The sequence below is a fragment of the Citrobacter portucalensis genome, assembly GCF_023374935.1.
Lineage (GTDB): Bacteria > Pseudomonadota > Gammaproteobacteria > Enterobacterales > Enterobacteriaceae > Citrobacter > Citrobacter portucalensis.
Genome location: NZ_CP092466.1, coordinates 1876860 through 1896775, shown reverse-complemented (window position 1 = coordinate 1896775; position 19916 = coordinate 1876860). Strand labels below are relative to the sequence as shown.

General features: G+C 43.7%; 19 protein-coding genes. 17 read left to right on the top strand and 2 right to left on the bottom strand.

What is annotated here, in order from left to right; all coding sequences use genetic code 11:
* Nucleotides 1-159: 159 nt before the first annotated feature.
* Nucleotides 160-1392 (top strand): tyrosine-type recombinase/integrase, encoded by a 1233-nt coding sequence (locus LY264_RS09075; RefSeq protein ID WP_071692585.1) that lies wholly within the window; start codon nt 160-162, stop codon nt 1390-1392.
* A gap of 679 nt (nt 1393-2071) precedes the next feature.
* Here the strand turns inward: LY264_RS09075 and LY264_RS09070 are convergent.
* Entirely contained in the window at nt 2072-3013 is a 942-nt protein-coding gene (locus tag LY264_RS09070) for a lysozyme inhibitor LprI family protein (protein WP_071692583.1), read from the bottom strand.
* A gap of 964 nt (nt 3014-3977) precedes the next feature.
* Here LY264_RS09070 and LY264_RS09065 point away from each other — a divergent pair.
* The 14 genes from LY264_RS09065 to LY264_RS09000 all read left to right on the top strand — a co-directional run bounded on the left by LY264_RS09065 (nt 3978) and on the right by LY264_RS09000 (nt 16768).
* Nucleotides 3978-5201, top strand: coding sequence for a reverse transcriptase family protein (locus LY264_RS09065; protein ID WP_071692582.1), 1224 nt, complete (start codon nt 3978-3980; stop codon nt 5199-5201).
* Between the two features lie 16 nt (nt 5202-5217).
* Nucleotides 5218-5964 (top strand): retron Ec48 family effector membrane protein, encoded by a 747-nt coding sequence (locus tag LY264_RS09060; RefSeq protein ID WP_131820874.1) that lies wholly within the window; start codon nt 5218-5220, stop codon nt 5962-5964.
* Nucleotides 5965-6515: 551 nt separating this feature from the next.
* Nucleotides 6516-6845, top strand: coding sequence for a hypothetical protein (locus LY264_RS09055; RefSeq protein ID WP_239606547.1), 330 nt, complete (start codon nt 6516-6518; stop codon nt 6843-6845).
* A gap of 1126 nt (nt 6846-7971) precedes the next feature.
* The gene (locus LY264_RS09050) at nt 7972-8559 is read left to right on the top strand and encodes a winged-helix domain-containing protein (RefSeq protein ID WP_071692581.1); all 588 of its coding nucleotides are present in this window, start codon (nt 7972-7974) and stop codon (nt 8557-8559) included.
* A 437-nt stretch (nt 8560-8996) separates the two neighbouring features.
* A complete protein-coding gene (locus tag LY264_RS09045) occupies nt 8997-9164 on the top strand; it encodes a helix-turn-helix transcriptional regulator (protein WP_071692580.1) in 168 nt (55 codons plus the stop codon).
* A 23-nt stretch (nt 9165-9187) separates the two neighbouring features.
* Nucleotides 9188-9583: a hypothetical protein gene (locus tag LY264_RS09040; RefSeq protein ID WP_071692579.1), complete on the top strand. Its 396-nt coding sequence runs from the start codon at nt 9188-9190 to the stop codon at nt 9581-9583.
* A 31-nt stretch (nt 9584-9614) separates the two neighbouring features.
* Nucleotides 9615-9926 carry a hypothetical protein gene (locus LY264_RS09035; RefSeq protein ID WP_048224481.1) on the top strand — a complete coding sequence of 104 codons (312 nt, stop codon included), beginning with the start codon at nt 9615-9617 and terminating at the stop codon, nt 9924-9926.
* A 14-nt stretch (nt 9927-9940) separates the two neighbouring features.
* Complete coding sequence (locus LY264_RS09030; protein WP_071692578.1) at nt 9941-10513, top strand: hypothetical protein; 573 nt, start codon at nt 9941-9943, stop codon at nt 10511-10513.
* A gap of 145 nt (nt 10514-10658) precedes the next feature.
* Nucleotides 10659-10964 carry a hypothetical protein gene (locus LY264_RS09025; protein WP_048224487.1) on the top strand — a complete coding sequence of 102 codons (306 nt, stop codon included), beginning with the start codon at nt 10659-10661 and terminating at the stop codon, nt 10962-10964.
* A gap of 97 nt (nt 10965-11061) precedes the next feature.
* Nucleotides 11062-11730, top strand: coding sequence for a hypothetical protein (locus tag LY264_RS09020; RefSeq protein ID WP_071692577.1), 669 nt, complete (start codon nt 11062-11064; stop codon nt 11728-11730).
* A gap of 26 nt (nt 11731-11756) precedes the next feature.
* Nucleotides 11757-12587 carry a KilA-N domain-containing protein gene (locus LY264_RS09015; RefSeq protein WP_071692576.1) on the top strand — a complete coding sequence of 277 codons (831 nt, stop codon included), beginning with the start codon at nt 11757-11759 and terminating at the stop codon, nt 12585-12587.
* Between the two features lie 391 nt (nt 12588-12978).
* Complete coding sequence (locus LY264_RS09010) at nt 12979-13578, top strand: terminase small subunit-like protein (protein ID WP_071692575.1); 600 nt, start codon at nt 12979-12981, stop codon at nt 13576-13578.
* Nucleotides 13579-13798: 220 nt separating this feature from the next.
* A complete protein-coding gene (locus tag LY264_RS09005) occupies nt 13799-14227 on the top strand; it encodes a hypothetical protein (RefSeq protein ID WP_071692574.1) in 429 nt (142 codons plus the stop codon).
* 123 nt (nt 14228-14350) lie between these two features.
* Nucleotides 14351-16768 carry a tape measure protein gene (locus LY264_RS09000; protein WP_071692573.1) on the top strand — a complete coding sequence of 806 codons (2418 nt, stop codon included), beginning with the start codon at nt 14351-14353 and terminating at the stop codon, nt 16766-16768.
* A gap of 381 nt (nt 16769-17149) precedes the next feature.
* Here LY264_RS09000 and LY264_RS08995 read toward each other — a convergent pair whose 3' ends face one another.
* Nucleotides 17150-18088 carry an STM4504/CBY_0614 family protein gene (locus LY264_RS08995; RefSeq protein ID WP_048218141.1) on the bottom strand — a complete coding sequence of 313 codons (939 nt, stop codon included), beginning with the start codon at nt 18086-18088 and terminating at the stop codon, nt 17150-17152.
* 486 nt (nt 18089-18574) lie between these two features.
* Between LY264_RS08995 and baeR the strand changes: the two genes are divergently transcribed.
* Nucleotides 18575-19297: an envelope stress response regulator BaeR gene (gene baeR, locus LY264_RS08990; RefSeq protein ID WP_032943946.1), complete on the top strand. Its 723-nt coding sequence runs from the start codon at nt 18575-18577 to the stop codon at nt 19295-19297.
* 135 nt (nt 19298-19432) lie between these two features.
* Nucleotides 19433-19765: a YegP family protein gene (locus LY264_RS08985; RefSeq protein ID WP_048224506.1), complete on the top strand. Its 333-nt coding sequence runs from the start codon at nt 19433-19435 to the stop codon at nt 19763-19765.
* The last annotated feature ends 151 nt before the right edge of the window (nt 19766-19916 follow it).

The window sequence follows — 19916 nt, the reverse complement described above, 5'->3', positions numbered from 1 at the left end:
CACGTGTTTATTTCCGTTCACATCCGTCTATTAATGACCGTTAGATCCAGCTATGATGGGGATTCAGTATCCCTGAATGTACGCCACTGTTTAAGCCAATCCACAGCTTAAAGGGGTACAACAGGGAGTACCACCGAATCACTGTTAGGATGTACCCCCATGAAACTTACAGCACGAGCGATAGACACCGCCAAACCAAAGGAGAAGCCCTACAAGCTATCAGACGGCGCGGGCCTTTTTTTACTAGTTAACCCAAACGGATCGAAGTATTGGCGGGTGAAGTATTACCACGAAGGCAAAGAGCGATTGTTAGCCGTTGGCGTATACCCCGAAGTGAGCCTAAAGGAAGCGCGTGAACGGTGTCAGGAAGCGCGGCGGTTGTTACGCGATGGGATTGACCCTGTAAAACATAAACACGAACGCAAGGCCGCACAGGTAACGCAGGAAGCGACTACCTTTCAGCATATTGCCAATGAATATATTGAGCACAGATCCCGCCAATGGACGGAAAAATATACTAATGACGTAAAATCCATCATGCGCCGTGATGTTTATCCCTTTATCGGTTCAAAGCAGATCAGCACCATACAGCCCGCCGAAGTCTTATCCCTATTGCGAACCGTTGAGGATCGCGGGGCAATCATTCAGGCCCGCAAGGTACGCCACCGGATCGGGGAAGTGTTCAACTATGCCACCGTTACCGGACGCGCCGAAAAGAACCCCGCAGATCTTTTATCAGCGGCCCTACAAAAGCCTGAGCATGGTCATAACCCGTTTATACCAGTTGCAGAGGTCCCGGCCTTCCTGGAAGCACTGGAGACTTACAGCGGCAGCATTTTAGTAAAGTATGCGATCAAGCTATTAATGCTCACAGGATTACGAACCGTCGAGCTACGGCTCGGTACATGGTCAGAAATAGACTTTGATTCCGGTGTATGGAACATCCCACCGGAGAACATGAAAAAGCGCCGCCCACACATCGTGCCATTATCACGCCAGGCCATAGCAATCTTGCGTGACGTGCAGGAGCTAACGGGACATGGGGAGGTTATTTTTCCAGGCCGATCCGATATGTCCAAACCGATGAACGCGGGAACACTTAACAACGCGATCAAACTCATGGGCTACGGCGGCAGGTTGACACCACACGGCCTGAGACACTTACTAAGCACTGTTTTGCACGACGCGGGTTATCCGTCCATTTTGATCGAATTAACCCTTGCACACGCGGATCAGAATGCTATGCGGGCCACTTATAACCACGCCCAACTATTGCCACAGCGGAGGGACATGTTGCAGGAGTATGCCGACTGGCTTGACCGGATTCAGGCAAGGGAGCCGGAGCCGATGCAAGGCCAGCGGGCCGCCGTGATCCACTTCCCCACTGTTTAAGCCGAGCTTTGACCCTACGACGCTTTGACGGGTTTAATAAACAGGCTGGCGGCGAGGTTAGCGATGATTCGAATTATTCATCCAGTGATTACGACCACCGCCAGTCTTAGCCGTGAAAGAAGGTTTTAATTATTTAAAAGCTACTCATTGTGTGCGGTTAACCCAAAAAGCCCCACAATCAAATAGTTCCAGTTCGTGGGCCTTTTCTCATAAATAGCCGTTTCACGTCCGCACATTGATCTCCCCTATTCATGCCATATCTGAGGTGAAGGTCTTATATGAGCGAAGTGCAGACATTTTACTCATGGCAGTGGAGCGTTCCCGATTAATTAGACAGCACTTTCCAGTAACAAATTTAATTTGTATTTTTCGATCCCGGACAAGCAATACTTGTTGCAATTGATGATCGATGAATTCTTTTTTGAGTGCCTGCAACGATTAACATCATTGGTAATCACGGAAAGTAAGATGTCTTAATACTTGCATATCTTTAACAGAAAATTCATGTAGTTGATGACTATGATGGTCATCGCCTTTAATGAAATATCTACGTCCCAAAATCCCGTTCTAACCGCGAGTAAAATATCCGGCGTGGGGCATCAGGGAACAACGGCTGAAATTATCCCGCATTACGCTGGCGCCAGCTTAGCCCTGGCCACCAGCTTGAAGGGAGTTTCCGCTATTGATTTCTGAAGAACGCGGTCCTTGAAAGGGTCATTTGCGTCTGGCAGTCGACCATTTTCTTGACTTCAGCATCTGTTCCCTGCATTGAAACTTTGCCGCACATAGCATCCTTAGTTTTGATCCACTGGCGCTGAGAAGGCAGCAACTCTTTTTTCTTCTCTGGTGTTAATGTGCTCCAAGCGGTATTCAAATCAGAGTCAGCATTCGCAAAAGCCATTCGAGACTGATCAAGGTTGTCAGCTTTTTGTTGCTGAGGCTGCTGGTAGGATTGTTGTTGAATGGTTTGCTGAACCTGCTGCTCCGCCTCATATTTAGCCTGTTGCTGCGCCCTGAGTTGTGCCTGTTGTTCCGCTTCAATTTGACTTTGCTGGGCATCCTTAGCCTGCTGGATTTTTTGCTGCTCAACGATCGGGTTGATGATGGAAAGCGATGTCAGTGCAGCGGCACCCACTGATATTGGGTTGTCAGAAGAAGCTTTCACAAAAACGTTTTTCTGATCGTCGGTTGCCTGTGCGGTGTAGGAGATGCGTTTTGAAAAGGCGTTTGCGTTGTTATCCAAAGACAGGCTTTCCATTTGCTTGTCGAGATTACGGTTAAAGTTCTTTCTGTAAGCATCAGAAAGCTGTGCGTACTCGTTCGCAGGTAGGGTCATCGTCACGGTCCCTTCACAAGTTTTCATTGTGCTGCCCGTGTCACTTGAAGTTGTGGAGATTTCAGAGATGGTCAGTTTAATCTTGTCCAAAGCGCTTCGTTTGGTCTGATTAGTGACGTCAGGGTATTTGTCGACCTGTTCAGAGAGACCTTCATAAGCAGATTTTTTTATTAAATCCATGAGAGCTGACTGGGTCATTTCAGAGGAACAACCGATCACGTCTTTTTTGTTATCACAGCCTGTAATGGCAACGGCGAGTAAGAGTGCTGAGTATTTTAATCTCATGAGTTCCCTTTAGGGTAAGGATTGGCTTTTAAGAGGCGGTCTGTAATCAGTCTGGAGGGCTACAGCAAACAGCGCTGAACACTGAACGCATCACAAGCAAGAACCAAGGTGATATCGGCAAAGACTGTGGAATCTTTAATTCAACTGATGAGAACGGTATGCACAAGGTTCAGTATCGATTATCCCGACGCAGGAAACCTGCAAGGCAGGTTTTGCTGCTGAACTTAAAAAAAGCTAGGTAAAGTCGGTGCTGGCGTACCATTTATGACCTTTCACCTCCGCGGTGCACGAAAAAAATTCCGCAGAAATTCGTTCTTGGCTCATGTGTTCTGCTCCCTTCAAATTAATGCAGACCAAACTTAGCAACTTCCGCTCCTGGCACAAGCGGACTAACTTACTAAATAGAAGGTTCGCTGCAAGCGAGAAGCAGACCTTAGCGAGTTGTTTAAAGAGAACACCCGGGTAGGTTAACGAGTAGCGCAGCTATGAATGAAGGAGGATTTAATGCTGATGTGCTCGAGGCCACGTAAGCAAATAACGTAAAAAAGAGGTTCGTACAGTTTATAATCGCTATAAGTACCTAGAGCAACATATAGGTTTAATGGAATGGTAGAGGGCTATCAGTAGCATTGATTGATTAGCATACGCATAATAACATTAGCAAACCTTTGACGGTTATATCAAATGAGTGTATACATAACCTTGCATTAGCGAACCGCTTTTTTGCAACAATCGGCTGAGATTTTTTGTCTTTAATTGACTAATGCCGCAAGGCGCTTAGTTTGACTAAGCTATTCGGGAGAGGGCCCCACGCACGCCCCTCTCTCGGCTACGCAGAGTAGAGTTGGACGGTAAGCTCGATCATGGGGGTTATGGCAGTTGTCAGTTATAGCCGATAAAAGCAACATAACCCCCAGTCCTCTTTATTTGAGGTGATCGAGCTTATATTGTATAAAGGATTATTATGTCTCTCCCTATACGCCATACTAAAAAGAAAACTGTCTCCTCAATAAACTCAATTAGTTCTTTATGTTCTACTCTTAGTATAACTAGAGCTGAACTTGAAACAGCATTATCAACTCCAGATAAAGAAAGATATACTCCTTCTGAAGTTGAAAAAAGTGATGGTACTATAAGAAATATTTACAATCCAAAATCATTGATTAGAAAAATTCAACGTCGCATTAACAGGAGGATATTTAATATATACACTCCAAAAGGACGAGAAAAAAAGAACCCTCCTATTATTTGGGCGTCGTATCTATTCGGCTCAATACCAAATCAATTTTTGGATGAAGATATTGAACAAAAAGATTACATTGCATGCGCGCGAGTTCATTGCCAATCGAAAAGTCTTTTAAAAGTAGATATTAAGAATTTTTTCGATAATGTACAGGCAATACATGTTGAAAGTATTTTTTCTAAATTTTTCTTTTTTAGCGATGATGTATCACAGGCTTTGACAAATATCTGCTGTTATGAGGGACATTTAGTACAAGGAGCGTTAACGTCAAGCTATTTATCCTGCTTATGCCTACATGATGTCGAATGGAAAATTGTCGATAGGTTATCTCGAAAGAATTTAAGGTATACTCGCTTAGTTGATGATATAACAGTATCATCAACAGTGTCTAATTATGACTTTTCATATGCAAAAGATATAATTATTAATATGCTACATGAGAAAGATTTACCTGTTAATTTTAAAAAAACCCAACAGTATTATACGTCGACTACTCCATTAACGGTTCATGGGTTGCGTGTTTCATTTTCCGAACCTCGTCTCCCTTCAGACGAAGCAAAACGAATTAGAGCATCTGTACGCAATATTGAAAGTTTAGCCGCTGAAAGAAATTACCGTACAACACATGCTTATAGAAAGGACTTCAACAGATGCATGGGCCGAGTCAATAAACTTAAGCGAGTAAATCACTCTCAATATGAAAGCTTAGTAAATCGACTTTTTAAACTTTTCCCTTTACCATCAAAAAAAGATCTTGACAGGGTTTTTATTTCCATAGCCAACCTTGAAGATGATTTTCATAAAGGTAAGCATGATACTTATTGGTATTGGAAAAGATATCATAGAGTGCATGAGCGTATAAATATTTTACAACGAACCTTTGTACGTGAAGCAACTATATTTCGCAATAAAACAAAAAATATAAAACCGAGCTACATACAATAATCTTCAGGTTAAAGTAATGGAAAATTTTTTTAAAAATTATATTCTTCTAAAAAAAATAGATTCACACTCTCTTAGAATCTTGCTTCTATGTTTGATTGCTATTGTTTCTCTAGGAATTTTGCTTTTTGTAACTTCATTTATTTTAACTGGAGTGCAAGAAGGTTTTTTTAGTCGAAGTTTTTGTTTCAATAATACCTGTATTTCAAATTTTACTAAAGGTTATTCACAATCAATATTAATATTGCAAGCAACTTTCATTTTGTTGGGATTAGTTGCTAGCATAGGTGGAATAGTTGTTGCGTTGCTTGGGTATACTAATAGTGTCAGCGTGTCAGCTCTCGGCAACCATATATCACACTTTAAAATATTTCAAGAGTACTTATCATACGAAATAAATAAAAGAGATCGTCTATCCGCATCTTCATTCGATATATTCAAATGGTATAACATTATTTTTAACAAGTCTCGTTCTGGCTCTACATCCATATCTCAAGACTACTGCAATCTGATTGTAAAATTAAACAGTGCTATAAGTGACTCAAATACTGCATGTTCATTAGCCAAATCTGGTTCTTTCTCTTACGTAAGACATCAAAATAGCATCACAACTTTACTTCGAGATTTTGGAATAATCCATCCTCGATTGCCTAGAAATGACTACTATGAGGTTGAAGATCAAGTTTTTGAATTGATAGACAATATAAATAGAGAATTTTGTTATTCCTCATCCATAGCACCATTAGCAAAAAGACTGTATAGATAGTGACTGCGGATTAATCAATACGATTGTGGTTGAGAGTGAAATAGATCCGAATTGAGTTAGTAGTATTTAGGAAAATGCATCAAAATATGAAAGCGTCATTATATGTAGCTGACAAACTCATCTAAAATGAAGATGTCAGCTTTTGCCACCAGACGGACATATAACAAGGTCATGAGGTCCGCTATTGGTTGAACGGACTGTAAGTTTGGGCTAGGCCCTGCGTCATAGTTGTATCAGGTCAAACCTAAGCTGGTTCACCCTTGCATCTAGCCTACGACAACGGCAGCAACCTAGACGAGCAGGAGGCGTTTAAACACGCGTCAGATGGGGCCGATTGTTTGCCATGACTGACGACCCGAACCAGGCCGCCTATATTGTCGAGCTAATCGACCAGTACAAAACGGCAATGGCGCGTAACCCAATCCCCCACCGACACAAACACCGATGCGATGCGATGCGATTATGTAATTGGCGAGGGATTAAGTAATAAAATATTATCAGTGCACTTATGATGATGAGCATTAGGTAACCAGGGGTAAACATTGGCTAAGGTGGCTAGAATTCAGGCCGGGCAGTACGCAGTAGATGATGGGCGTTTCATCGTAAAAAATAGCTCAGGATGGCTTGTTGTTGATGCTAATGGTGCTCATGATTTTGGGCCTGTTCCTACGCTAGCAGCAGCGAAACAATATGTTGAATCTGGGACAGTTCCGTTAGGGCAACATAATTATTCTACAACGCATGGCCGTAGGCAAAGTAAAAAAGAGTTTAATGCACATCTGGCATCTGAAGCTAAAAATGGCAATCCAATGCCAGCCATTCTATGGATCATTGTTCTTTGCATCATCGGTGGCGTTGTATTGGCTGTTAGAGGTTATTAGTTTTGAAAAGATTAACTGATCTGCTATAGCCCGCTTTTCTTGCCCGTACCCGATCAAAATTCGAGCAATTGGACTTAACTAGAATAAGTTATTCCATGGTATTTTTTATTATTCCAACATTCATAAATATAAACAATTAGTTATGATTTTCATTCACATTTTGCTGGAATAATTACCGCCGATATAATGGTTTTAGCAGTTAACGAGATTAATCACTTTCCACTCCACGCCTGAGCGGCCCGCAGCAAACGCAATGTTTGCGAGGACATGAGCGGGGCTAGCGATACCTATCAAGCTATGCGAAGCAACAACATTTGGTTTTAAGGCATATTGTGTCTGCGATTCCAGACCGGAATAACCCACAACCCCCACCGATTAAAGCTCACCTATCAACACCAGCCAATAAGCGCCACTTACTTTCCTGTATCGACCGCTACGCGGCCTCACCCGATTAAAAATCGGGATGTGTAAGGGTTAACATTTATTTTCTCATCACAGCAGGTCATCAGGGATCGGCAGTGACTGACACATCAGAGAAAGAAAAACCCGCTTTGCATGATGACAGGATCGTTTATTCGCAATCCCTACGAACAGATCAGGCGTGATCGCCAGCAATGCAAACCAGTAAGCGAAGATAAGCGAATTGATCCACCTGTTACTGATAAGCCTGATGGGTTTAGCTAACAACAAGCTAGGAGTAAGGAAAGAAAATCCGCATACAGTCACGGCATATCATCGTAAGTGAACAGGCACGATCTGTGATTCACTGCGATTTGATATCTTGCACCATATAAAGCAAGGTATCCCCGCCCGCATGGACGCCGCCCGCGCCCTTTCTATCCCCCTACCCTAGCCAACGTCCAGATCTCCACAATACGCCACGCCAAAACGATTACACGCAGCGATAACGGGAAAATAAGGAATTACATAGCTGAAAATTGGGGCCGTCAGAGAGCGATTTAGAGCGGTTATTTTCGATGCGATTTTACGTTTATTTTGAATGAGGCCAACGCCAGGATCCGGCAACCGTAAACCAGAGAATTCACCTTTGATGATTATGGTTAATGAGGGGTACACTAAGAACAGACAGTAAGGTATTAAGATTTGTACCACAGGAGGAAAAGCCATGAGACTTTCAAGCAAACAGCAAGCAATTGCCGCTACGCTCGACAATGGCCCGCTTTCAGTGAAGGAAATCAGCAAGAAGTTGTTAGGAGATAAAGACAGCAAGATCCAGCAACGCAGCATACGCCGCAGCCTGGAAACGTTACGGGAAAACGGCATTGTTACCCGTCAAGCCGTGGACGGCGTAAACCTTTACAGCTTGACCGGAAATGTAACGGCATCACCAGCGCTTGCATTAGAGAATGAGATCCTAAACACGATGATTATGATCGACAGCTTTATGATCGGGCCGCTTGATCGGTCAATCAGCCAGCTACCGATAGATCCGCGCACCCTTAACGAGTCCTGGTTAGATGGAAGGTACGACACAGAGAAGGTGCGGGCAGCGTTAAAGCGATTGGTTAAACGCGGATTAGTGATCGAGCTACACCGCGCACATGCAGGAACAGGCCGCAAGCCAAACGATGAAATTCTAATCCATTACGTTAAATACGACCTTCCAGGCCGAGAAAACCGCATTAACAGCGATTACAGCAGCGGAGAACGCGAAGCGATTGATGTACAGCCGCTAAGCGTGAAGATTGAGTAATAAGCCAACCCGCTAAGAAATAACCGTAAATACCACCAAATCATTCACTAAATACGCTACACGGCCCGCAATCACGCGGGCTTTATTATTTCCATTGCCAGAACACAGCCCGCCTTATATCGCATCCTACGTGGTCACATAATATTAATCCCCGTAATTAACTCCAGGCCCGTTAATTATTTAATGATGTGATTACGTGATGAAAGTAAAAAATTAACGGAATGTTTAAGGTTACGGAAAAACTGAATGATTCCCGCGAAAGGTATAAATAAAAACATTCAAAATAAATTAAGCACCCTTGCAAATAAAATTGGTAATATGGATATACAGGATGGGAAATGTATAGATACACACAAACACAACGGAATAAATTCACAATTGACGTATTAATCCCACCTAATTAAAAATGAATATGCAGCAGACGAAAGGAGAAAGCCATGAACAAGATTTTATATAGAGTGGTTGATATCCTGAAAATCACCGGATTCAGCCGCAGCACCTTATATAAGATGATTGGTGACGGTAGATTCCCAACACCTAAAAAGATCGGGAAATCCGTTTACTGGAAAAAAGAGCAAATAGACACCTGGTTAGAGCAACTTTAATTAATAAATGGAGGAATAAAGCCATGACAAATTTGAACAACCAACAGCGTTACATGGAGTATGTAAGAGAAACAATTCACGAATACGGGCAAGGCTTGATTAAAGTCTCCCCCGACCTGTTATTGACATTGGCCCGCGCCACACTTGCGGATGAGTTTATGACGTATGCCGCAATGATGGGTAATGAAGGTTTACCGGATGCCGACGAAAACCTTTTAGAAAATGAATGCCGCGATCTATTCCACCTAATGAATGTTATTGAATGCGGGTTACAGTGGCGCTTACTGAAAGAGAATAAACATTTGCCCGCCCCTAAAGTTAGGACAGCTTTACAGATGCTGGATGCTTACACAAAAGGCGAAGATTTTAACACCGACCTGATGCAGAGCATTTACAACGACCTGGCAGCACACGCGTAAAACAAGAGCGCAAATGATAGGAGGCCAAGCCATGACAACGCCAAACATAAACGAATATTTCAACGGCGGGCTTGATGAAGCAACCGCCAAGTATTTTGAAACCAGTTACAAGCCGGACGGAAAAGCGCCGAATCCTGATGATTATTTTCAGGCAGAGCAACCAGCGGAAACGCCGCCCGCGCCGGATGAGCCGATTAATTACGGTGATGATATACCAACACCAACGGATTATTTAGCCCCGCCGCCCGATGAATACCAGCAAGGCCGCGAGGAAAACATGAAACGCATGGAGCAACAACAAAAGCACATGCGCGAAATCATTAAATTTGCTCTTAACAACTAACAGGAGGCAACACCATGTCAAAATATCTTCCAGAAGTATTTGAAGCCCATAACATCTTAGACGCGGATCTTCCCAAGAGCGGCAAAGGCTGTGTGATTAAACTTAAGTCAGGCGTAGAAATCCATTGTGATCTGGCAATCAAAGAAACAGTGATGAGCGATGGACGGCGCGGAGTATTCGAGCAAAATATTGCCGACTCGCTTGATGAATACATGAACGCTCATTATTACGATGTTGCCGTTAAAGAAACTGAGTACCAGCAACAGCAAGCCGTTTACAACCGTGAAATTACCGCCGCTGGCGAACGCCTGGAATCTCTAATGGAAATGGGCGTGGTTAAATATGAGCTTCAGCAGCTTCCACGTATGGGGAAAATGCTGGTGAAATTGCAGATGACCAATAATGCCGTTAACGCCTTTTACGCGGATTATTCGCCGCTATTTGATGACGACGAATACATTAAACAGGCGGTTGAACACTTAAAATCTCATCAGGATTTATGGTCACTACCGAGCGATGGTAAGCAGCTTGCAGCAAACGCCAGCATTATTAATAAGCCAGCGCCAAGCAAAATACTAAAACTCTGACAAGCACCACGGCCCGCAATCACGCGGGCTTTTTATCCCCTACCCCATAAAAGACCTATACGAAATGTTTAAGATTCGATGTATAGGCGAGAAATGGAAAATTGACGTGAATGATTAACCGTAATTTTTAAAGAGGTAAATCACTATGTTGCACCTGATCGAAGTCGCCAACCGCGTTATTAACCAAAGAGTGGTGAAGATGAGAAAAGACGGCGATCCAAGCCAGCAATTTTATCAGCGGCAAGCCATTAGGCACTTGTCAGATCTTATTTTCGAAATCATTGATATTTCCCTGGATGACCTGAAAACATCGCATGATGGGCAAGGCAAAGACGAAGCCAAGCGGTTAAAGAAAGTTAAAAAAGAATTGGGAAAAGTTTTAGAGCAAATGAATGACCATTACAGCAAGCGCGGAGTCATTCGCCATGCAGCAAACCAGAAGGAGGATTAATTTGACCAAAGCGCCAGCTAATATCACCGCCTTTAATCAACGCCAAAGCAACCGCAAACCACTAATCAATGTTAAGAGATAATCGGAGGGCCACGCAATGAATAAACTCTATCGTGAAGAATTACGCGCATTCACTGAAAATAACGCATTCAATGAAATTATGGGCGGTATCGGCAGCCGCCTGTCATTCGAACTGGTAGATGGTAAACCTTACATCACCTGCAATGACAAGGGCAATTATTTAAGGATTCCGGCGAGTGCCCGCGAAATTATTGATAGCATCAACGCGAACGAATTCGAAGATCAGCCAGGAATCATTATTGCCTTATTTGCCGCCATGATGATGAATCCTACCGCGACCATTGAGGGATTGGGCATCAAAGAAATCCTATCCTTGCTGGTGGAGGCTTACATTGCTTACATGGCGGCAAGCTATTGCATCGGTCTTGTTTATGAGAATCCGGCAGAGCAGGAAGATTTACCGCCAGGCAGATACATTTTTAAACCAGATAACGGCGACACGTTACAGGTCACGCAGCAAATGATCCGAACGGGGATCCGCAGCAATATCGACGAAGTGTTTAACGGCCTATTTGATAATGAGATTGAGGAATTGAGCGCAAGGGCCGATTTACTTAAAAGCCTTTCGTGCAATGACCTTGATGATAATTACAAGATTAGTAACACGATGGTTCAGATGATTAATGCCGACCTTACAGAGTCAATAAAAATACAGAGCCTGTTTTCACCTAAAGATTTTACCTGATACAACGCAGATAGGGAGGAATGTTTATGTTTTTCTATCATAAGCCACAGCACGTTAAAACGTTCAATCAGGCGGGCTATAAAGCCATGTATCGTGTCAATCTCGCTAAAACATCCAAACGTAAAGCCGAGCCATTGCCAGCCGTCACAGAGCCGAATACAGAGCCAGAACAGGCAAGAAAGTTAATGCTTGAAGTGATGGGGCAGCCTATCAGAAATAAGGGCGAACTATTCAGCGCAAATGACCTATGGAAAATAGCGGGATCTGAAAACAGTAAAAGACCGAGTATGTGGCTAGAAAACAAGCAAACGCAAGAACTAATAAATGAAATAACCCAAAGCAGAAATTCCTGCTTAGCTTATAAAGTAATCAAAGGCGGGAATAATCCGGGCGCGTGGCTATGTGAAGATCTGATGTATGCCTATGCAATGTGGCTGAGTCCTAAATTTCATTTAATGGTGATTCAGTGCTTTAAAGAATATGCCGCCGCAATGATAACGCGGCACAGGCTGAGAGGTGAGAGTAAAGAACTAAATGACACGCTACTGATAAGCAGGAAAGAAAGCGGGAAGGATACCAAGTTTTACCATTATGCAAACGAGTACAAAATGCTTAATCGCGTGGTTTTAGGAATGCCAATGGATCGCTATATGAAAGCCCACGGCATACCTAAAGGGAAAATCAGGGATTACCTTACACCTGAATTACTTAAACGCCTGGATAAGCTGATTAGTTGTGATATTACGTTTATGGAGTTGGGTTATAGTTATGCAGAGCGTGAAGCTGAATTAATCAAGATTAACGATAGATTAATTGCGCGTGAGCGCCTGGCAATATCGACGGATAGAGATAAATAACCGAACTGGCAAGGTGCCAATTAAACCGCCCCAACTAGCCTAAAATTTCCAGTTGAGCAGACAGCATAAACTATGCAGATTTGCACAGTTTACCGAGCCTGATTTAGCAGCAACTTTTCTTGCTACTAAAAACGCGATTAAACTAAAAATTAATACCCGATAAGAGCGCCTTAAACGCATTATAACAACGCATTAAAGCCAGATAACCAATCATAAGCGGCCAATAACAGCGCTTAACACAGCGCGATACAGTGCATTTAAACGATACATTCAATCAGCATTTAACCCCCTACCCCGCACCAGATAAAGGGTTAGGCTACTATTAATAGCAAAGTGTAATAATTTACATTCGCAACATTCATAAGATCTAAGCACATAGGAGGTAATTATCATGGCACGTAAACGCGGATCGACCTATTCCGAGAAATGGGGCGATAAAATCATTGATGAAATACTAGACGGCAAATCAATAAACCAGATAGGGAACACGCCAGGCTTCCCCACTACACGCACCATATTCAAGTGGCTTAGCCTGTATCCAGATCTGAGAGAAGCCGTAACGTTAGCAAAAGACTTTGCCGCCGAGCGATTAATGGATGAGTGCCTTTCCATTGCCGACACAGTGAGAGAGGACACAGCCGCCATTAATAAGGCTTCATTGCGAGTCAAAGCAAGGTTAGCCGCTATAGGCAGGAACGCACCGAGGAAGCAGGAATCAACAACCGTGAACATTCAGAACAATAACACCGCTAACGCCACAGCGACAGCGGAAGCCCAAGCGTTAGCCATTGCTAATGTTGATATATCCATCTTAGAACGCGAGAAATCATTGAACGCCAGCCGCGCAATGATGCTTATAGAAGATGACCTATTAGAGCCGGAAGAACTAGCCCACTCACTATCATCTAAGCGGATCGCGATCATCGACGGGAAGGAACAACTCATTCCTACCGAAAAATATATAGAGCTACGCGGCCAGGATATCATCTAACGTGATAGCCACCAGCCACCAGCCACCAGCCGCAGCATTAGCCAGCCATTAACGCTGGCTTTTTATTGCCTGAAAGATATTTTTTAGCCAACCCCGTAATAAGAGGTAAAATATATATACACTAAAGCGCCTGTATCGAGTCCTGAGAGGCGCAGCATTAAAACGATGTAATTACCCATTAATCATCAAATAAGCGCTTACAGGCGATAAGGTGGCGATTATGACCAACAATCTGTTATCACGCTTAGATAGTCTGGATTTGGCGATACATGAAGCCCTGATATTGCGAACTATCATTCACAGATCCATTAATGGGATTGCGGATATCGGCGTTAATGGCATATCGCACATTTTAGGGTTAAAACCTAAGTTTATTCATGACGTGCTGAAGGATTTACGTGATCGGCATTATATCGAGGTTGTAAAAAACGGATTGCGCGTCACTTTGCCGGAGCCGGAAATGAGAGAGCAACCGGAATTACAAGCGCCTGGCAGTGATTATATTCAGGCATCTAAACGGCTTAATGCCTGGTATAAGATGAAAGAGAGCGTTAAACAGGAATCACCCAAGCCGGGATCCACCGAATGGGTTCAATACATGGCCCAATTATCCAGACAGCACAGAGAAAGAAGAAAGCAAGCAGCATAATTAACGAGGCCCGCCACCAGCGCGGGCTTTTTATTATCCTTATTTCCCGTCTACCCCATAGTTTTTATAATAGATAAGTAAACACGCAATTTAACCAACATCCACATATAGGAGGATTTTGTTATGTCCAAGAACGTAGGCACGATTTATTACGAAATCGAAGCCCAAACCGGTAAATTATTAGCGGCAAGAGGTGAAGCCGTTAAATCACTTAGCGATATACAGCGCAGCGCTAATAAAACAGATAAAGTAATTACCAAGCTAAACACCAAAATGAAATACCTTGCGCGTGGTATTCATGCAGCTATTGCGGCGATAGCCTTTGATGCGATTGCGGGCCAGATTAAGCAATTTGTACAAATGGCAGAGGAAATAAAAAACCTATCCGCACGAATTGCCCTATTATCCAAAGATGCAGCCACAGCGCGTGACACGTTCGAATCACTGAAGCGGATCTCTAACGAAACAGGCGCAACCCTGGCAGACACCACGTCATTATGGGAAGGGCTAACCCGTTCTCTAAAAGACGCTGGAGCAAGTAACGCGCAGATCCTGAATATTACCGCCACAGTGCAAAAGATGGGCGCTATTGGTGGCGCTAGTGCTGAGCAAATGCGCAATGCCATGCAGCAATTCAGACAAGCTATCGACGGCGGCGTAGTTAAGGCCGAGGAATTCAACAGTATTATGGAAAATACGCCATATGTATTGGATCAGGTAGCTAAACAGATGGGCATGACCAAAGGCCAATTGCGCAAGCATATGCTAGACGGTAAATTATCAGCGCTTGATATGGTCAACGCGATCCAGAAATCAACGGATCAGGTAAATACCGAATTTGATAAATTACCGCGTACATCCGGCCAGGCTGTAAACCAACTGGCGAACGAATTTAAAACGTTAGTAGCGAAAGCGGATCAGGCATTCGGCGCAACTGATACATTCGTTAAGTTAATTGATAGCAGCACTCAAACGCTTAAAGTATTTGGCGAAAAGGCTTACGAAGTGGGCGGTTATGTTGATGATATCAAAGAGGCATTTAACGATCTCGTTAAGATGAAGAATGATATCGTTGAAACATTTGGCGACACTGGAAAAGCAATTCATGACGCAGCCGTAGAAGCATTTACCCTTGTACCAGGTATTAAGCACATCATTAACGGCTATAACATGCTGAATGACCTGATCCAGAAGAACGGCACAGCCAATAAATATCTTCAGGATCCGCTTACTGAAATGACCTATCAGTTAGACCAGGCCCATGACGTATTGGCGAAAATTCAGGACGAATATAACAAGAAAAACCAGCCCAAAAATCCAGACCGCGACAGCAGCACGATTGACGGCAACGGCAATGGTAACGGGAATGGCGACGGCAAAGGCAACGGTAACGGCAAGCGCACAAGAAAACCGTCACCCTATGAGATCCTGGGTGATACCGGACGGGCGGCGGCATTGTCTTTACTGCCTAAACAGGGCGCGTTAGAAGCATTCAAGCAAGAACAGGAAGCACTAGAGGCCGCTTACAAGCAAGGCAAGATTAAGCAGGAGCAATACCAGCAAGCGCTATTGGCATCTAAAACCAAATACCATGACACGTTAGCCCGCATTAATGAGCAGCAAAGCAAGTTAGATCAGGAACGCCGTCAGAAAGATTGGGATAGCGCCGTTAGTCCTGAGCAAAAAGCATTAGGTGCAATAGATCCGATTCAACAGATCCAGAATGAATGGGCCATCAGAAAACAGATGCTTTTAGATTTGGGCGCTACTGAAGAGACAATTAAAGAGCAACAATTAGCCCATGAGCAACAACTCTTAGATCTGAAGTGGCAGCAATGGCAAGCGCAGAGCGACACCAACCGCCTGATCGGCGTGATGTTGGGTGGTTTAGGCGATGGGGCAACCAATGCCATTACCGGATTGTTGAACGGTACACAAAGCCTTAAAGAAGCCTTTGCGAACATCGGCAGCACAATTTTAAATGACGTTGTAGGCGCTATCACTGAAATGGGTATGGAATATATCAGACAACAGGTGATGGGCGCAGCACAGGCGCAAGCAAGCCAGGCAGCAACCGCAGCGGCAACCACAGCACAAATGGGGGCTATTGCGGCATCAGCAGCACCAGCAGCGGCGGCAGTGTCCACAGCGACTATGGGCGGGGCCGCAGGTATAGCAATGAGTGCTTTATCAGGGCTTATGGGCTTTGCCTCATCCTTGTTCAGTGGCAGACGTTACAACGGCGGATCCGTATTAGGCGGGAACATGTACCGCGTAGGCGAACACGGCAAGCCTGAGTTATTCCAACAGGGCAATAAGCAATATATGATCCCAGGCGATAACGGGCGCGTAATAAGTAACCGTGACGCTTTCGGCGGTAGTGGTGATGTAATTAATAACTACAACATAACGGTTAATACTACAAACGGCTGGAGTGAGAAGGATAGCCGCGAGTTAGAAACCACTATCAAGCGGATCTCTATGGCCCAAATAAGGGAACAGGCCACACGACCAGGAGGTTTAATTCAGCCCCGACGCTAATTCATCAGCTAATTAACTTTGCCGCTTACAATGCCGTAGGCGGCTTTATTCAACACTAGCAAAAACATTTCAGCAATCGGAATAAATGGAGTAATATATTTAGGGAAGGAAATTAGTTTTGATTCATTAGCACCATTAACTACTTACTCATTGCATAGCGCCGAATCCTCTAGGCGCTATTTTTTATCTACTCCCCTGCCATCCCTCCGTATATCCTCATCAATCATTAAATATTTCGTAAAGCTCAATCCACGAATTTAAATTCTGTATTTTTATCAAAACGATTAATCGCTATTTTTCACAGAGCAATAATATTGTAAAGGCCGCTACGGAAATCGAATTCCGCAGCAACCTATTTTCGTCTCATCATTATTTGAACAATCAATATGCTTTATCGCATTCAGCTAAAAACAGCAAATTAGTCGCCGTTAAATGAAGCATATAACTTGCGAGTGATTCTTCTACCGTTTTTACATCAGCGCCTTGTCCATGCCCAGCCTCTTTGTTTCTAATTGTAGCAATTCCGCTATCTAACATACCGCGCAAAGATGAAAATTGATTCTGCAAATACTCTGGGATCAACTCATTTTTGAGACATCCGTTAACCAGTTCCCTTGCGGTTGTTTTCTTGGGGTCATATTCCCACCCACGCTTATCATGAATAGATTTCATTAAACTCTCAAATGCTTTTAAGCAATCAACCATGCTTTCTTTATATTTTCCATGTCTATAATGCTCATGAGCCGAAAGAAACTCATTCATTGAACCATTGTATTCATCCTTCGAACTCAATAAAAAAAGTGTAGGCTTCACTACTTCAGAATGAATATACTGAGAATCAATTTTCATTAATCCTCCATTCTCAAACTGAAAACCAACAGCATTTTCCTTAAACCTTATGTTTAATTCCTCTATCGCATTATTGATTTTTTCTGGACTATTTCTATAATAGTCTCTCAGATCGCTATTTATGACGTTAAATGTCAAGTCTATGATATCCAGACATTTATTTACATCATCAGCTTTCAAAAAAAAGTCTCGAACCTCAGTAAAGAAAGAGTATGAATCTCTCTCTAAAGTGAATAATCCATATTCGGTGCGTAATGTTTTGCATATAAATTTGTAGGTGTTATCTGATCTATTAGATCTATATGAAGAAAATCGCATACTAGAAAATGAAGTACACGAACCTATTACATCTGTCATTATATGTATTATTTGCACTCTTAATTTTCTTGGTATTTCATCATAAGAATAGACTTCATCTATCTCGCCATTTATTAATTTTTGTCGCTTTGAGTATAAATTAAAAATTGCCATCTTATTCTGCTCAATTTCTATAATTAAGTTAGTTTGAACTACACCGCGAGGTGATCCGAGATTCCGTGACTCCCGAACATTACACGGTTTCCCGTAGCTTTTCCTTGTCTATCATATCATTGAAGCTATTTCTATATGCCTACGATTTCCTCAAAACGTGATTACAGCGCCGTTAACGAGTAAGTCATATAGTCGCCACCAGAACTTCTTCTCTACTGGCTTGAGCATAGTTTTAGAACCCATTTATTTGAACAGATGAACATTTAGCGCGGTGTGATCATGTTTACAAGTCGCTATGAATATCCGAAACTCACTAAACGCGCCAGCATGCCAGAAATTCACCCCAAACATGGTGGGGGATGTGAGCATAATTTAACCATCAGCAACAATCACGGGGATACTGACAGGGGTACATTTTACCAACAGTTATCAATATCCGCGCTGTTACTGGCATAAGAGCCATAACCATGATTTACAGAGAGATGTATGACTGAGTTACCCATTGATGAAAACACACCGCGTATTCTGATCGTGGAAGATGAGCCTAAGTTGGGGCAACTGCTGATCGACTATCTGCGAGCAGCGAGCTATGCCCCTACGCTGATCAACCACGGCGACCTGGTTCTGCCTTACGTGCGCCAAACGCCGCCCGATCTGATCTTGTTGGATCTGATGCTGCCCGGTACCGACGGTCTGACTCTGTGTCGGGAAATCCGCCGCTTCTCAGAAGTCCCCATCATGATGGTAACCGCTAAAATCGAAGAGATTGATCGCCTGCTGGGGCTGGAGATCGGTGCTGATGATTATATTTGTAAACCTTACAGCCCGCGCGAAGTCGTGGCTCGCGTGAAAACAATTCTACGCCGCTGCAAACCGCAGCGCGAACTGCAACAAATGGATGCAGACAGCCCGCTTATCGTCGATGAAGGCCGTTTTCAGGCCTCCTGGCGTGGGAAGATGCTCGATTTAACGCCCGCCGAATTCCGCTTACTTAAAACGTTGTCACATGAGCCGGGAAAAGTGTTCTCCCGTGAACAGTTGCTCAATCATCTCTATGACGATTACCGCGTCGTTACCGACCGCACCATCGACAGCCATATTAAGAACCTGCGACGCAAGCTGGAGTCGCTGGATGCCGAGCAGTCGTTTATCCGCGCGGTCTATGGCGTGGGGTATCGCTGGGAAGCCGACGCCTGCCGAATTGCTTAAACTCTCCTGCCCTTCAGGGCTCCGCTGCTCCGTGAGCCCTGGTAACTAGCAACTATCCAAATATCGCTCATACTCTTTCTGACAATACTGTCGTCAATAACTGTTTGATATAAAACTTTTAATCAAGGAGTTCATATGGCTGGTTGGTTTGAATTAAGTAAGAGTAGCGATGATCAGTACCGCTTTGTTCTTAAAGCTGGGAACGGGGAAATAATCCTTACCAGTGAGCTTTACACTACAAAAGGTGCTGCAGAAAAAGGGATCGCATCTGTCCAGGCTAACAGCCCTCTGGATGAGCGTTATGAGAAAAAAACAGCGTCTAATGGCAAATTACATTTCAACCTGAAAGCTGCAAACCACCAGATTATTGGTAGCAGTCAACTGTATGCGAATGAACAGTCACGCGAGACCGGTATTGCTTCAGTTAAGACCAATGGTGTCAGTCAGACGATAAAAGATAAGACCTGATAATTACTCGCCCAGCCGGGTAACACAACGCTGTCGCCCGGCGTTTTTCTTTACCTGACTTCCTCGCAGCGCTACAATGCCCGCCCTTAATATGGGGGCACTCCCCTAACCGCCTCATTGAGTGAGGCGAGTCTGACCTGTCATCAGAACG